The sequence below is a fragment of the Flammeovirga kamogawensis genome, assembly GCF_018736065.1.
In the GTDB taxonomy this organism is placed as follows: domain Bacteria; phylum Bacteroidota; class Bacteroidia; order Cytophagales; family Flammeovirgaceae; genus Flammeovirga; species Flammeovirga kamogawensis.
In genome coordinates this window covers 4,420,677-4,435,768 of the sequence record NZ_CP076128.1, presented here as the reverse complement: position 1 = coordinate 4,435,768, position 15,092 = coordinate 4,420,677, and the positions used below count along the sequence as shown (strand labels likewise).

Genomic DNA, 15,092 nt, shown 5'->3' with positions numbered 1-15,092 from the left:
TTATAATTTACACTTTTAAATTTATATCTCATTTATTCTATTCTAAAACCGTTAATTTTAATTCACTTCTAATTTCATTTTAAAAGAATTATTCCTTGATTCTAAATTCAATTTCTAAGATTAAAATTTAATAATAAGTAATTCAAAAAATAATAAAGCTATATTTACGCACTAATATTTAAACTAAAAAAATACATATCAATGATACAATCGATGACAGGCTTCGGCCAGGAAAGAATAGAAAATGATCAGTTAAGTGTATCTATTGAAATTAAGACACTCAACTCAAAAAATGCTGATTGCAACATAAAAATGTCATCTGCATTCTCTGATAAAGAAATTGAGTTAAGAAACTTATTAACTTCTAAATTACAGAGAGGTAAAATCCTTTTACTTTTAAATTATACATCAAAAAGAAATGAAAACCTTAAAGCTTCTTTAAATACAGAAGTGATTAAAAGTTATTATTCTGACCTTAAATCTGTTGCAACTGACCTTGGTGAAAACACAGATAATCTTTTAAATATAGTGATGGAAATGCCTGAAGTATATACTAAAGAAAACGATGAAGATGTAATTAAAGAAGATTGGCCTGTAGTTTTAGAAGCCATTAAAAAAGCAATTGATAAAACTATTGAATTCAGGTCTCATGAAGGAGATGCATTAGAAAAAGCAATTAGAGGTTCTATTACGAATATTACAGAATACTTAGCAAAGGTAATTGAGTTTGATCCGCAAAGAATTGAACGTTTACGCGAAAAATTAAATAATCAGATTGCTGAGTTTGAAAATAATGAAAATTTTGATCCGAGCAGATTTGAGCAGGAATTAATCTTTTATATTGAAAAATTAGATATTAACGAGGAGAAAGTTCGTTTAGAACAACACCTTAAATATTTCATTCAGACTATTGAGCAGCCTAAATCAAATGGTAAGAAATTAGGATTTATTTCTCAAGAAATTGGTAGAGAAATTAATACTATTGGTTCAAAAGCAAATGATGTCAACATCCAAAAAGTTGTTGTCAACATGAAAGATGAGCTTGAAAAAATTAAAGAACAGAACTTAAACATTCTGTAAATATCATTTCTATAAAAAAAGCCGACAAAATTAATTTTGTCGGCTTTTTTACGTTAAAGATTTACTAACAATCTCCTTCTCTTATATTTTTTTCCCAAGCCCAAGCAGAACTCATCATTTCGTCTAGTCCTCTTTCAGCTTTCCATCCAAGTACCTCATTGGCAATTGTAGTATCAGCCCATATTTTTTCAATATCACCCTCTCTCCTATCTACAATTTTATAGTTTACAGGTAATCCATTTGCTTTTTCAAAAGCATTAATTACTTCTAACACAGAACTACCGGTACCTGTACCTAAATTAAAGTACTCGTAATTTTCTTCGTTAATACCGTTCAATAAACGTTCAGCTGCAATAATATGTGCTTTAGCAAGGTCTACAACATGAATGTAATCTCTTACTGCTGAACCATCTATTGTATCATAATTATCACCAAAAACAGACAATTGATCTCTTAAACCAAAAGCCGTTTGCGTAATAAATGGCACTAAATTTTGAGGGACACCTTTAGGTAATTCTCCAATTAACGCTGTTTTATGTGCTCCAACAGGATTAAAATAACGCAATGCTATTGCTTTTAACTGAGGGTAAGCCTTTACGGTATCTCTTAAGATTTCTTCGCAAATTTGTTTGGTATTACCATAAGGAGACTCTGCTGGTTGCACTGGTGCATTCTCTGTAACAGGTAATGTTTCTGGCTGACCATAAACTGTACAAGATGATGAAAATACCATATTGGGTACATCATACGCTTTCATACAATTCAGTAAATTTATAAGTGAGACTAAATTATTTTGATAATATTTTAGGGGTTCTTTAACAGACTCACCTACTGCTTTAAATGCTGCAAAATGAATAACAGCAGCTAGCTTTGTATATTTTTTAAATAACTGATTAACACCATCAGCATCAATTAAATTTAACTCTTCGAAATGAGGACGAATACCCGAAATTTTCTCTATTCGATCTATTACTTCTTTATCAGAATTAGATAAATCATCTACGATAACTACATCATATCCTTGATTTTGTAATTCTACAACAGTGTGAGAACCGATATAACCTGTTCCACCTGTTACTAATATTTGTTTTTGAGACATAGGTATTTATTTAATCAATAATAAGTTCCTCAAAGCTAATCAGTTTACTTTCACTTTAAAAGTTTTATAATAACTAGATGTTGATAAACGAAGCAATATATATTGATTTGTAAATTTTGATGGAATACTGATTTTATTAATCTCATCTGCATCCTTTATTACCTCTGTCTTTAAAAGGTGTCCGCTTAAAGTATACCAAGTTATTTCAAGCTCTTCTTTTCTTAATTTATAGGGCAGCTCAATGTTAATATATTCTCCATTTGTTGGGTTTGGAAAAATCTTCACTTTTTTAAATAAATGATCGTTTTCTTTTAATGACGTTACTAATAAAGCTGATTCAAAATCAGGTACACCATAGCCATATAATGTATCTGGTCTTGAATATCTATCTGCAGCCGCTTTAATACGGTTTAAATACTCTTCTTGAGATATTACATCTGGTAAGGCTTGCATTAAACCTGCTAACAAACTAGCCATTTGAGGAGCTGAAAAAGATGTGCCATTAGATGTAGAAATCATACCACTTGTATTTATAATTGCAGCTCCTTCTCCAAGGGCCATTACATCTGGCTTAATTCTATTATTTACAGCAGGACCGACAGAGCTCGAAAAAGCTTTTGTCCCTTTACTATTCACAGAGCCAACGGTAAGTACTAATGGAGAATCCGAGGGGAACGTAATTTTCTGCCATGGGTTTCCACCTTCATTCCCTGCCGAACAAACAATCATTATACCTTTCGTAAAAGCATGGTTTGCCGCCATAGATATCCAAGCAAAGTCACCTGTAAGATCATCATGTGAGTAATTTTGTGTAGCATCATCAAAATCATAATACCCTAAAGAAGATTGGATTATATCCACTCCAAGAGAATCTGCTCTTTCTGCAGCAACTGTCCACATTAATTCCTCAATACGGCTTTCAAAAGACACATTCTCTGTTCTATATAAATAGTACGTTGCATTTGGAGAACCTCCAACGTAATCACCTTCAATATTCGCTGCCATTGTAGACAATACATTTGCACCATGTCTATGATCATCGTTCACAATGGTATCTCTTGAATAAAAATCAAAAGTATCTGCAACATCAAGGTCAACAAAAAACTTATTTACATCGTAATTAAAAAAACCTGCATCAAGCACAGCAATATGAATCCCCTCTCCTTTATAGCCTTGTTCATGCATTTTATCAATACCTAACATTTCTATTTGTAGGTTAGAAGCACCAAAAGAAGTTGTATCAGAAGCAGTTTCAACATCTTCTGATTGTATTCCACCCATAGATTTATCACTCATATTTAATACTCCACTTACATGAGGCAACGCACTTATAGCAACAGAATCTGCATTAGAAACAATTACAGCATTAAACCACTTTGATGGGTACCAAATAGTTGCACCAGTCTGTTCTACAGCATCAATATAGGAGGAAACTACAGGTAAATCACTCGAATCAATAGCAATATTAAAATGCTCTCTTCGATTTATTGATGCATCTGAAAGATAGGTACTTGGATCGCTCAATGAATGACTAGTAGCATATTTGTCAGAAAAAGTAACTAAAAAGTACTGATCTTGAGCGTATAATAAATTCGTAATCGAAAATAAAAGAATTGTAATTATCGATTTATTCATTTTGAAAGAAAATAATTTGAGTAAGTCGTCACATAATACAAAAATTATTAAACAAGAACTATCCTGATTAGTTATAATATTGACATGTTAGTAAAGAAAAATATATTCCCCCTTTAATCACTATATATTATTATGAAAAAAGAAGTAACTATAGTATGGCTCAGAAGAGATTTAAGGTTAACTGATAATCATGCATTATATCAAGCATTAAAAACCTCTAAAAATGTGCTTCCTCTCTTTATTTTTGATCCTCAAATAGTTGATGAATTAGAAAATAGAGAAGATACTCGCGTTACTTTTATACATCAGCAATTAGAAATAATTAAAAACCAATTAGAGAGTTACAACAGTAGTCTTCTCACGTTTTATGCAACCCCAAAACAAGCTTGGGAACAAATAATTAAAGAATATAATGTAAACGCAGTTCATACTAATCACGATTATGAACCGTATGCTATAAAAAGAGATCTAGAAATCCAGAATAGATTAGCTGAACAAGCTATTGGTTTTTATACACACAAAGATCAATGTATTTATGAGAAAGATGAGGTTACAAAAGACGATGGTTTACCGTATGTAGTTTTCACTCCTTATTCTCGTAAATGGAAAGCTAAATTTAATAACGATCAGAATGTATTGGCTCCTTTTGATTGTACTTACACATCAAATTATCACCAAACAGAACCACTTCCATTAATAAGTTTAGAGGAGATGAATTTTAAAACATCGTCTCAAAAAATTCCTCCTTTACAAATAGATCAAGAAATAGTTAGTAATTATGATACGCAAAGAGATTTCCCTGCAATTATAGGAACAACTCATTTAGGTATTCATTTGCGGTTTGGCACAATAAGCGTTCGGTCTGTACTCCGACAAACAAGTAGCTTAAACGAAGTCTTTTTCAATCAAATAATTTGGAGAGATTTTTACATGCAGATCTTATATCATTTCCCTCATGTTATTTCGGAAAATTACAACAGGAAATACGACCGTGTTCCTTGGGAGAATAATGAACATTTATTTGATGCTTGGAAAAAAGGTGAAACAGGCTACCCTATTGTTGATGCAGCCATGCATGAATTAAATACAACAGGATATATGCATAATAGAGCGAGAATGATTGTTGCCAGCTTTTTATGTAAACATCTGCTTATTGATTGGAGATGGGGAGAAGCCTATTTTGCAGAAAAGCTGAATGATTTTGACCTTGCCGCCAATAATGGAGGGTGGCAATGGGCTGCTGGAACAGGAACAGATGCCCAACCTTATTTTAGAGTATTTAACCCTACTTCTCAGATGAAGAAGTTTGATAAAGATTATACATACATAAAAAAATGGATCCCCAATTTTGATCCTGATAATTATATTGCTCCTATTGTTGATCATAAAGAAGCTAGAGAAAAAGCAATTGCTACTTATAAAAAGGCACTTATTGTTGAAGCTTAAAATAAAAGGACGTTACTTTTTACGAGTAACGTCCTTTTAAAAATGGATAATTAACAGTTATAACTATCAATTGATTTTTGATTAACCCCCAGCTTTTTTGGCTTTATACCCAGCCGCTTTGAGTAATTCCATTACTTTATCTCTAAAATCTCCTTGGATTATTATTTCACCGTCTTTAGCACTACCACCAACACCACATTTAGATTTTAATGTTTTTGCTAAATCTTTCAAATCATCATCAGAACCCACAAAACCAGTCACTAAAGTAGCAGACTTTCCTCTACGGTTCTTCTTATCTAACATTACTCTTAAATCTTGCTTATTAGCTGGTAATGTATCCTCATCTTCTTCTTTATCATAATCGTATTCAAAATCAGGATCAGTACTAAACATTACTCCTAATCTATCTTTCCAATCTCCTCCGCTATCTTTTTTATTCTTTCCCATCTTCTTCTTAATAAAGATCGTCTAATTTTAATTTTAAATATTTACTTATAGAAAGGTATACACTAGATACCACTACAAAAGTTCCTAAAAATACAGCTAAAATGCAGATTAACATAATATCTGAGGAATCTATAAGGTATATAAGTTCTGGCATTGATGTAATTGCAGAAAATGCAACAATTGATAAAAATACCGACGCAATTACCCCACCTATAGCACCTTGAATTGCTCCACGTATTAAAAAAGGTTGCTTAATAAAAATCTGAGTTGCTCCTACTAATTGCATAGAGCGAATTAAAAACCTTTGTGAGTACAATGCTAAACGTATTGAATTATTGATTAGAATAACCGCTGTTGTGAAGAATATTAATGCCAATATCATAACAACAATACCTATAGTTCTAATATTACCTCTAACATTTTGAAGAATATTCTTAGTATAAATCACCTCATAAACTCCTTCTAACACTTCTAATTGTGTCTTTATATCTTCTAGTGCTTCTTCATCATCAAGGTTTACATCAACCCTAACAGCATAAGCATCTCTTAAAGGATTGTCACCAAGGAAACGAATAAAATCTTCTCCTGTATTCTCAATCATAATCTCTGCTGCAGTTTCTTTACTTATGTATTGAGGAGGTTCGTTGTTAGATACAAAAGGAAGTTCTATCAGCTTTGTTTCTAAAGCTTCATGTGCAGAAGTAGATAACCCTTTTTCTAATATCACCTGCATTTCTATACCACTTGATAGCTTACTTGCTAAACGCTTAGTACCTACAGCAAAAAGGCTAAATAGAGCAATCATAAATAAAGCCGCTGAAATACTAAAAAGTACATTGGCATAAGGGTAACTCCCTACAATTTTTTTCTTCATTTTTATTTTTATGCTTCGAAATTAGTTCTTGATAAATTTCAAGTTATGTTTCTCACTAACAAAGAAACGTCAAAATTATAATTGTTCGTACCTAAACTACCACTTTATTATTGATTTCCCTTTAGAAGCAAGATAATCATTTGCCTTACTAAACTGATGGTTACCAAAAAAACCTCTATGGGCAGATAATGGAGAAGGGTGTACTGATTGTACTACCAAATGTTTTTTCGGGTCGATAACTTTTCCTTTTTTCTGAGCATATGCTCCCCAAAGAAAAAACACAACACCTTCTTTCTCTTCAGCAATTTTTTTTATAACTGCATCAGTAAATTTCTCCCATCCTTTTTTTTGATGAGAACCCGCACTGTGTGCTTCTACTGTCAATGTTGCATTTAAAAGCAAAACACCTTGTTCTGACCATCTTTCTAAATTACCAGACGTTGGTCTTGTAACACCTAAATCTCCTTCTATTTCTTTAAAGATATTGACTAAGGAAGGAGGTTGCTTAATACCATCTGCTACAGAAAAACAGAGCCCATTAGCTTGTCCATCTCCATGATAAGGATCCTGACCAATAATAACCACTTTTATATCGTCAAAAGAACAGTGGTTAAACGCATTAAAAATCTTTTCTTGAGGAGGAAAGATTTGTTTGTTAGCATATTCTGAGATTACAAAATCAGAGAGCGATTCAAAATATGGTTTTTTAAATTCTTCTTGGAGTTTTAATTCCCAAGATTTATCAAGTGGTGCTATCATACAAAAAAATAAAGCAACTGATAAAATGAATTATCAACTGCTTTTTTAAATTAAGATTTTACTATTTCGAAAGACAACGCCGCTGCTAGCTTTGCCGTCCTTTTATCAATATCAAAACGTGGGTTTAATTCTGCAATATCAGAAGATATCACTTTTCCACTTTTATATATTTTTTTAAACAAACGCATAAAAATAGGGTTAGGCTCAATACCATTATAAGCAGAGGCACTAACACCCGGTGCAAAATGAGCTGCAAATACATCCATACATGTTGTCTGATAAATGTAATCTACTGAGTCTAAAAACGCACTCAATTTATGCGTAGCTGCAACTTTATCCGATTCTGAAAAACGTCTACCAGAGATATACCTAACGCCGAGTTCTGTAGCTGTATCATAAAGTTTTTGGGTATTACTATTCTTCTGAATACCCATTACAAGATAATTAAAAGAAGCATTTGCAGCTTTTTGATCTTGAGCAATCTGATAAAATGGAGTACCTGAACTTGGCAATGGATTTGGCTCTCTCAAATCGAAATGAGCATCGAAATTCACAATACCTAATCTCTTACCAGGGTGTACTTTATCCATAAATGTTTTAACACCTAGATAATGACCATAAGCAATCTCATGTCCCCCTCCCCAAACTAGAGGGCGGTAACCTTTAAGTAATATTTTAGCAATCGCTTCACCTAAATCTTTTTGTGCTTCTTCAAGATCTTCGTTGTAACATTGAATATTACCAAGATCAATCATTTTTACAGTTTCAGGAAAGTGTACTGGCAAATTTGCCGATGCTTTACGTAACTCATAAGGACCATCTACTGCACCTAATCGTCCGCCATTTCTTTTTACTCCTTCCTGACACATGAAACCCAAGATTGCAATCCCTGTTTCACCTTCTTTTAAATTTGGAATTTCTTCTTCACTCCAATCTATAACTTCAATTTTCTGATGCCATCTATATACGTCGTAGGTATCGCCATCTATACGGCCTGTCCAAATGCTAGGATCCGTGGCTAAATATGTTTTATTAATCATGGTTATATGGTACTATTTCAAGATTTAATTTAAAGATGTAAAATAGTATTTTATGGTTGAAGACAAATTAGTAAAAAGGTTGACAATGACCGAAAAAAAACGTATCTTATTATATGATTTTCACCACCGACAGCCATTTAATTGCTATCAATACTACTTTTCTTACCTAATTATTGACCACACCTATGACTTGTTTGTCTTATAATAAATTGTCTTTACTTGATACGCTACTATAAACCTTATCTCGATACTTAATATCACTATCCCATGAAAAAACTATCTTATACATCTACTATTAGTGACACTAAAATAAATGGACCATCTACTGCAGATGAATTAGAAATACCTAGAGATACCCCAGAAGAAGAAGTTATTAATAGCTTTACTCATGGCGTAGCTGCTGTGGCAAGTGTTTTTGCACTTTGGTTAATTCTTAATAAAATTGATATTGCCGATCCGAAATATATTATCAGTGCAATGCTCTATGGTGGCAGCATGATTATACTTTTTACATGTTCTACTTTATTGCATATACACACAGATGATGCCTACACAAAAACATTTGTGATCTTAGATCATTCTGCAATTTATTGGCTAATAGCAGGTACATACACTCCTATGGCACTATTAAAAATAGCTAACCAAGGTGGTACTGAATTATTTATAGCCATCTGGATTGTTGCTATATTAGGTACTATTTTTAAACTTATCGTTGCAGACAAATACCAATGGATTTCTGTTGCTCTATATGTTGGAACAGGTTGGGTAGGTATTCTACTATTGCCCGAAATGATGAGTGCTGTAGGTGATGGAATATATTGGATTATTGCAGGTGGTTTATTCTATACGTTAGGCGTACCATTTTATTTATGGAGAAGCTTAAGATACAACCATGCAATATGGCATTTATTTGTTATGGCAGGTGCTGGCTGTATCTTCTATGGTTTTTATTATTATGTATTTTAAACCTTAACCTACTTCTATTTTACTATTTCCACTACCTAATGGTACTAATTGAATTTTTGCAGGAATTCGGTCTTTTATAGCTGTTACATGGGATATAATAGAGATCGTCTTTCCTCCTAAATCATTTAATTTTTCTAAAGCACTAATTGCTTGGTCAAGTGTATCTTCATCTAAAGTTCCAAAACCTTCGTCTATAAAAAGACTCTCTACTTTGGTATTATTACTTGCCATATCTGCCAATCCTAAAGAAAGTGATAAACTTAATAAAAATGTCTCTCCACCACTTGCAGAAGTAACCGTTCTTTGCTGGTTACCTGCATATTTATCCACAATAAAAAGGTCTTCTAATTCGCTTATATTCGAAGTAGAAAATAAATACCTATCTGTAAATTTCTCTAAGTGAATATTAGCAAAATGAAGTAATTTTCTAAGTACAATACTTTGAGCAAACACATTAAATTTATCTCCTTTTTCAGAACCTATTAATGTATTCATTGTTTTCCACAACAACAATTCAGAAGCTAAAGCTTTACGTTCTTTCTTTACTTCAATTAATTGCTTCTTATTATTTTCTTCAATACTTAAACTTGCTTTTTGAATATCTAGTTTGCCTGTTATATCCTTAATTAACTCATCAACCTCTTCAATTTTTTCTACTAATTGTTCTTTCGTTTCTTCTTTAAATTCATCCTTTTTTTCAACTCTTTCTTTTTCTTCATTCGTTGCTTTCTTTTCTGTAATAGCTATTGTAAGTCTCTTTTCTAAAGATTCAATTAACTCTTTAGTGGTTAAGTAAGTAGTTTCTTCCATCTTCATAGATAAGAAATCTTCTTCTTTTAAAGATTTACCTTCTAGAGCTTTCAAGAATGTATTTCTAGTAACAATTTGCTTTTCTTTTTGAGCTAAAACTTCAACTTCAGTTGTCTTTAAACTAGATGTATTTACCTGAAGTTTACTCTGTAAACCACTTATACTGTTTTTTATCTGATCTACTTCTTTACTCTTTAAATCTTTCGTATTTAAAAATACTTGTCTTTCGTTTGCTACTATTTTAGTTCCAAATAACAATTGCCTTTTCTCTTTAAGAGCTGTAATTGTCGAACTACTAGTAGTCACTTGAGTTTGCAGTTGTGTTTTTTCTTTCTCCTTTGTAGTAATTATAGTCTTTATGTATTGTTGACTTTCCTGTTGTTTTTCTAATAAAGAAGGTAACTGATTTAGTCTATTTATAGTCTCATTCCACTCCAGCTGCTGCTTTTCTAATAAAGTTATATCTAGTGTATTTTCTGTAAATGCTAAATAAGGAATAAAAAGTGCTTTATAGTTTTCCCATTCGTGCTCATACTCTTCACCTAATTTCTGAATCTCTAACAAACTACCAAGTAATTGCTCTTTTGTTTGAATAGCATGTCTATTCTTCATTTCTTCTTTTAATTGAAGAAGTTGAGCTGACACTTTTTCTGTTGAGACACCTTTAATAGATAAAGCTATAATTACTTTCTCAATGCTTAATTTCTCCTCTTTAAGCTTTTCAATTAATCCATTTGATGTATCATTTAACGCTACTTTTTTCAATTGAAGCGTTAGTAATTCCTTTTCAAATTGTACTCTCTTCTTTTGAGCATTTTCAAGTAACAGTAAGGTGTCCTCTTTCTCTTTCTTCGTCTTTTCAAACTCAGAAAAAGCTAAAGTAGAATAGTCTTCTTGTTTAGAAACAGGATGCTCTAATGCTCCACAGACAACACAAGGTTCATTCTCTTTCAATAAACTCCTAAGCGTAACTACATTTTCAGACACTTCAAAATGCAAGCGTTCTAATTTTACAATAAACTCATTTAAAGATACATTTAAGTATTGCTCTTGTTTTTTTGCCTGACCAACTTCAACTTCTTTTTCTTCTAACGCTTTGACTATTGTTTCTAAATCTAGAATACATTGTTTTTGCTCTGCTTCAAATTGGTCTATTTTAACAAGAGATTGGTGTGCATGTTCAAACTTGTCAATCCGTTCAGATAACAATTCATTACTCATGTCAGAACTAGAATGGTTATTCTTCATAGAATCAATCTGTTGTTGACTTGCCACTGTCCATCCCTTAATAACAGACAAACTTTCTAAGAGGTCTTTACCTTTTAATCTTTTGCGTGTTTCTTCTGTATGCTGAGACAATTGTTTATCAAAAGCTGCTTTTTTCTCTATAAGTTGCTTTTTAGATGACTTGATTAACGGAAGATGATCTTGTAAAGTACTTAATACTTTATTTTGATCAGACCAGTCTAATAAATTCTCTTGTTCCTCTTTATATTTTCTTATAAAATCTTTTGCCTCACTTTCATTCTTTTCCGCTTCTAATATTTCGGTATTTACACTTTCAAAGGCTTTTTTTATTGACTTTAAACTTTCTTCTTCTACTATTATATCTTGATCTAACTGATCTACTTTTAGCCAAGTACTCTCTTCATTTTTAATCTGTATAATCAGTTTTTCTAATTCGTCCAAAAAGATAGAATAGCGTTCTTCTTCTGTAGACAATGTTACGCTATCTAATGCTATTTGATTATCTAGAGTTACCTTTTTTGTAGTTAATTCTTCTAACTTTTCATTAGCATAAACCCATGATTGATGAAGAGGGATAATAGGCACAACTAACTCATGTTCTTTAATTGCCTTTTTATCCATCTCTTTTGATTGAAGTTCCTCTTCAATAGCATTGATCTTAATTTGCTTACTTCGAATATCAGTAACCAAGCGTTCTAACTCCTTTTTTATTTCAAGCCCTTTATCAAGTGTAATCCGTTTTTTCTGTACTAGAAGTAATTGGTTAGTATACTCTTTCTCTAGCCTTTTAGCATCTGCTAATTGTTCTTCAGATAAAGGTTTTAAACTATCAATCCTATCAAGCAATTTTCTATCGATAGCATTTATCGTTTTATGTTTTTCGAATGCTAAAATACTGAGCTTTCTGAAATCAAAAGAGCGTGTAATTTTTTCCAATAAATCACTTCTTTCTTTTTTGTTTGCCTTTAGCAAACGGGCAAACTCTCCTTGAGAAAGCATTACCGATTTCACAAATTGATCGAAGTTTAAACCAATTAATTCTTCATTTATGGTAGGACATTCCGTTTTTTTCTGATTAAGTACAGTCAAAGAGTTTAAATCAATAACATCCATGTCATAGTCTTTAATCTCTCCTGCATTTTTACCTTGCTTATTTGTGGAAATCATCCACTTTGCTCTATATTTCTCTATTTTACCTTTTCTTGTAATCTGATAATCTAGCTCTATTATTCCTTCTTTTTCTCCTCTGGTTAACATTGACCCTGATTGCAAAAGAAAGTTTTTTGATATTTTATTTTTAGGATTTACTCTTGGTACTCTATTAAATAACGCCAAAGTGATTGCATCCATAATGGTAGATTTCCCGGCTCCTGTTTTACCAACAATAGCAATTAATCCTGCATCACGTAATTCATCGTCTTGATAATTTATAGTATTCTCTCCTCTTAACGAATTGATATTTTTGATATATAGCTTTAGTAATTTCATCTCTATTCTCCCTCTTTAATTTCTACCTCTTCTGTTAATTGTTTAAAAGCATCTATTAGCTGACTTTTAAAATCTGTCTCTAATTGTACAGTTCTTTCATCATCTATTCTTCTTGTAAAAATATCTAATGGAGTTAACTCAGAAATATCTACTGTTTCGTCATAAAGTTCATCTGCTCCTTCAACAGATTTATCAAAAGAGAATCGTGATTTAATAATTAAGGTATTAGTCTCTTTATTTCGAGTATTAAATTCTGCTTTAAATGCCTCAATTTCACCTTGTAGTAATGGATTATAAGTTGGTTCAACTATTTCAAGTTCGACTAAACAAGTCAATTGATCGGAAGAAACATTTAGTACTACTATTTTCTCTTTTACTTCTTCTAAACTTCCTACAATCTTTTTTAAGATTCTAAACTTTGGAATTTCTATGGCTGAAGAAGATACTTCTGTATCAATATTAATTAGTCTTACAGTATGCTTGTATTTTCGTTCTGAAAAAGATAATGGAATTGGAGAGCCAGAATAATAAATAGGTACATTACCTTTTACGGTTTGTGCCATATGAATATGCCCTAAGGCAACATAATCAAATACCTCAGAAAAAATATTTCCTTCAACCCCTGCTTGATGTCCCATTTGGATTTCACGTTCACTGTCTGGGTCTGAAGAAACACCATGTGTATACAAATGCCCCATTGCAATAACTGGCTTATTAAGCTCTAAAGCTGCTATTCTATTTGCAACTTCATCATAATGCTTTTTTATTCCTTCTTTTATTGCTGCATACCTATCGTCAATGCCTGTATTATCAACTACTTTTCTAATATCTCTATCTCTTAAAAACGGTACGGCTGCAACAACAGCTTCTATTGCTCCAGTAGTATTTTTTACGTAAATAATTTCATCATCAACAGTATCAGTCAGGCCACTTACTACAGAAATGTTGTCTCTTTTTAAATATATTTTTGCTGCATTTAAAGCTGAGGTACTATCATGATTACCATCTGTAATGATAATTTGTAAGGTCGGGTTATCACTTCTTAGTTTGGCTAAGCTATCAAAATAAATCTCTTGACTAGAAGTGGAAGGATAGGCGGTATCAAAAATATCTCCTGCTATTAATAATACATCAATATTTTGAGTTCTTATAGTTGAGTTAAGCCAATCAATGAATCGTCTAAAATCTTCATTTAAAGAAAAATCATATAGTTTTTTGCCAATGTGCCAATCGGCTGTGTGAAGCATTTTCATGAAAATGGGTAGTTTAATTGTTAGTTAAAAGTAGCTTTTTTTTGGATGTTGACAAAATAAAAAAACCTCTTTCGATTTCTCAAAAGAGGTTTTTCATTTATTTCTTGTCTGCCTTTTCTAAGTCCTTTAAATGGCGCTTAGTAAGGTGATACATTTTACGTTTGTGACGGTAGTCCAAATAGTATCCTACCATTGGAAATACTGCACTCAATGTTACAATGAACAGAATCTTAAAAATTAATCCTTCTCCTTGCATAATAATAAAGTTTAAGTCTACCGCGAATATATATGATTAATATTACCTTTTTACCATTATTAATATAAAATATTTAATGGTCTAAAAATATTAACTAAAATATTAATCCTCTTGTTTTCCGTGTATCATTTCCGAAACACTATTCGGCTTATCTGTAAACTCTCCAATTACAATTCCTGCAAAGTGTAACACTACAAAAGTAACTAAATAGTAAAGAGATAATTTATGGATATCTTCTAATAATTTATGGGGTCCTATATCATTTACAATACAAGTACCTGTTATTAGAGATCCTCCTACGCAAACATAGAAAATAGTATATACCCATGATTGAAATTTCTCTTTTGCTGGAATTGAAGAAGATGTTAAGTTAGAAAACTTTAACCCGTGCATCTTCGCATTTAATGCTAAACGTAATGAATACAAGCCAATTAATAAATAGCCTACATAAATATGCCATTCAAACATATTTCCTCTTATTACTTTTGCAATTTTTACAGATTGCTTTTCTGTTATTGCTACACCTATTTTAGTAAGCTGCTCAGTTAGGATATCACTCATCACATATTTATTCATCCAATTAAGGCGTAAAAAAATTGTGAGTAGCATAAATAACATGCTAAATGCTATAAGCCAATGTAGCAACCTATGTGCTCCAGAATATTCTTTGCTCTTACTCATTGTAGATTGA

At 31.8% G+C, this 15,092-nt stretch carries 12 protein-coding genes; 3 read left to right on the top strand and 9 right to left on the bottom strand.

The window, feature by feature from the left end:
• The first annotated feature begins 201 nt into the window (after positions 1-201).
• Positions 202-1,080 carry a YicC/YloC family endoribonuclease gene (locus KM029_RS18075; protein WP_144074587.1) on the top strand — a complete coding sequence of 293 codons (879 nt, stop codon included), beginning with the start codon at positions 202-204 and terminating at the stop codon, positions 1,078-1,080.
• Positions 1,081-1,144: 64 nt separating this feature from the next.
• Here KM029_RS18075 and galE read toward each other — a convergent pair whose 3' ends face one another.
• Positions 1,145-2,179, bottom strand: coding sequence for a UDP-glucose 4-epimerase GalE (gene galE / locus KM029_RS18070; RefSeq protein WP_144074586.1), 1,035 nt, complete (start codon positions 2,177-2,179; stop codon positions 1,145-1,147).
• Positions 2,180-2,218: 39 nt separating this feature from the next.
• Positions 2,219-3,814, bottom strand: coding sequence for a S8 family peptidase (locus tag KM029_RS18065; RefSeq protein ID WP_144074585.1), 1,596 nt, complete (start codon positions 3,812-3,814; stop codon positions 2,219-2,221).
• Positions 3,815-3,946: 132 nt separating this feature from the next.
• On the opposite strand from KM029_RS18065, the gene KM029_RS18060 reads away from it, so the two are divergent.
• Positions 3,947-5,260 (top strand): cryptochrome/photolyase family protein, encoded by a 1,314-nt coding sequence (locus tag KM029_RS18060; RefSeq protein WP_144074584.1) that lies wholly within the window; start codon positions 3,947-3,949, stop codon positions 5,258-5,260.
• A gap of 81 nt (positions 5,261-5,341) precedes the next feature.
• Here KM029_RS18060 and KM029_RS18055 read toward each other — a convergent pair whose 3' ends face one another.
• The 4 genes from KM029_RS18055 to hutG form a co-directional block, all read right to left on the bottom strand.
• Positions 5,342-5,707, bottom strand: a complete 366-nt coding sequence (locus tag KM029_RS18055) for a translation initiation factor (protein ID WP_144074583.1) — start codon at positions 5,705-5,707, stop codon at positions 5,342-5,344.
• A gap of 7 nt (positions 5,708-5,714) precedes the next feature.
• Complete coding sequence (locus KM029_RS18050) at positions 5,715-6,581, bottom strand: cell division protein FtsX (RefSeq protein WP_144074582.1); 867 nt, start codon at positions 6,579-6,581, stop codon at positions 5,715-5,717.
• Between the two features lie 96 nt (positions 6,582-6,677).
• The gene (gene ung, locus KM029_RS18045) at positions 6,678-7,340 is read right to left on the bottom strand and encodes a uracil-DNA glycosylase (RefSeq protein WP_144074581.1); all 663 of its coding nucleotides are present in this window, start codon (positions 7,338-7,340) and stop codon (positions 6,678-6,680) included.
• Positions 7,341-7,390: 50 nt separating this feature from the next.
• Complete coding sequence (gene hutG, locus KM029_RS18040) at positions 7,391-8,380, bottom strand: formimidoylglutamase (protein ID WP_144074580.1); 990 nt, start codon at positions 8,378-8,380, stop codon at positions 7,391-7,393.
• 267 nt (positions 8,381-8,647) lie between these two features.
• Here hutG and trhA point away from each other — a divergent pair, with 267 nt between their 5' ends.
• Entirely contained in the window at positions 8,648-9,346 is a 699-nt protein-coding gene (gene trhA, locus KM029_RS18035; RefSeq protein WP_144074579.1) for a PAQR family membrane homeostasis protein TrhA, read from the top strand.
• A gap of 3 nt (positions 9,347-9,349) precedes the next feature.
• On the opposite strand, the gene KM029_RS18030 is transcribed toward trhA, so the two are convergent.
• The 3 genes from KM029_RS18030 to KM029_RS18020 form a co-directional block, all read right to left on the bottom strand.
• On the bottom strand, positions 9,350-12,892 hold the full coding sequence (locus KM029_RS18030; protein WP_144074578.1) for an AAA family ATPase: 3,543 nt from the start codon (positions 12,890-12,892) through the stop codon (positions 9,350-9,352).
• A 2-nt stretch (positions 12,893-12,894) separates the two neighbouring features.
• Positions 12,895-14,145 (bottom strand): exonuclease SbcCD subunit D C-terminal domain-containing protein, encoded by a 1,251-nt coding sequence (locus tag KM029_RS18025; protein ID WP_144074577.1) that lies wholly within the window; start codon positions 14,143-14,145, stop codon positions 12,895-12,897.
• 358 nt (positions 14,146-14,503) lie between these two features.
• The gene (locus tag KM029_RS18020; RefSeq protein WP_144074576.1) at positions 14,504-15,082 is read right to left on the bottom strand and encodes a cytochrome b/b6 domain-containing protein; all 579 of its coding nucleotides are present in this window, start codon (positions 15,080-15,082) and stop codon (positions 14,504-14,506) included.
• Positions 15,083-15,092: the final 10 nt, after the last annotated feature.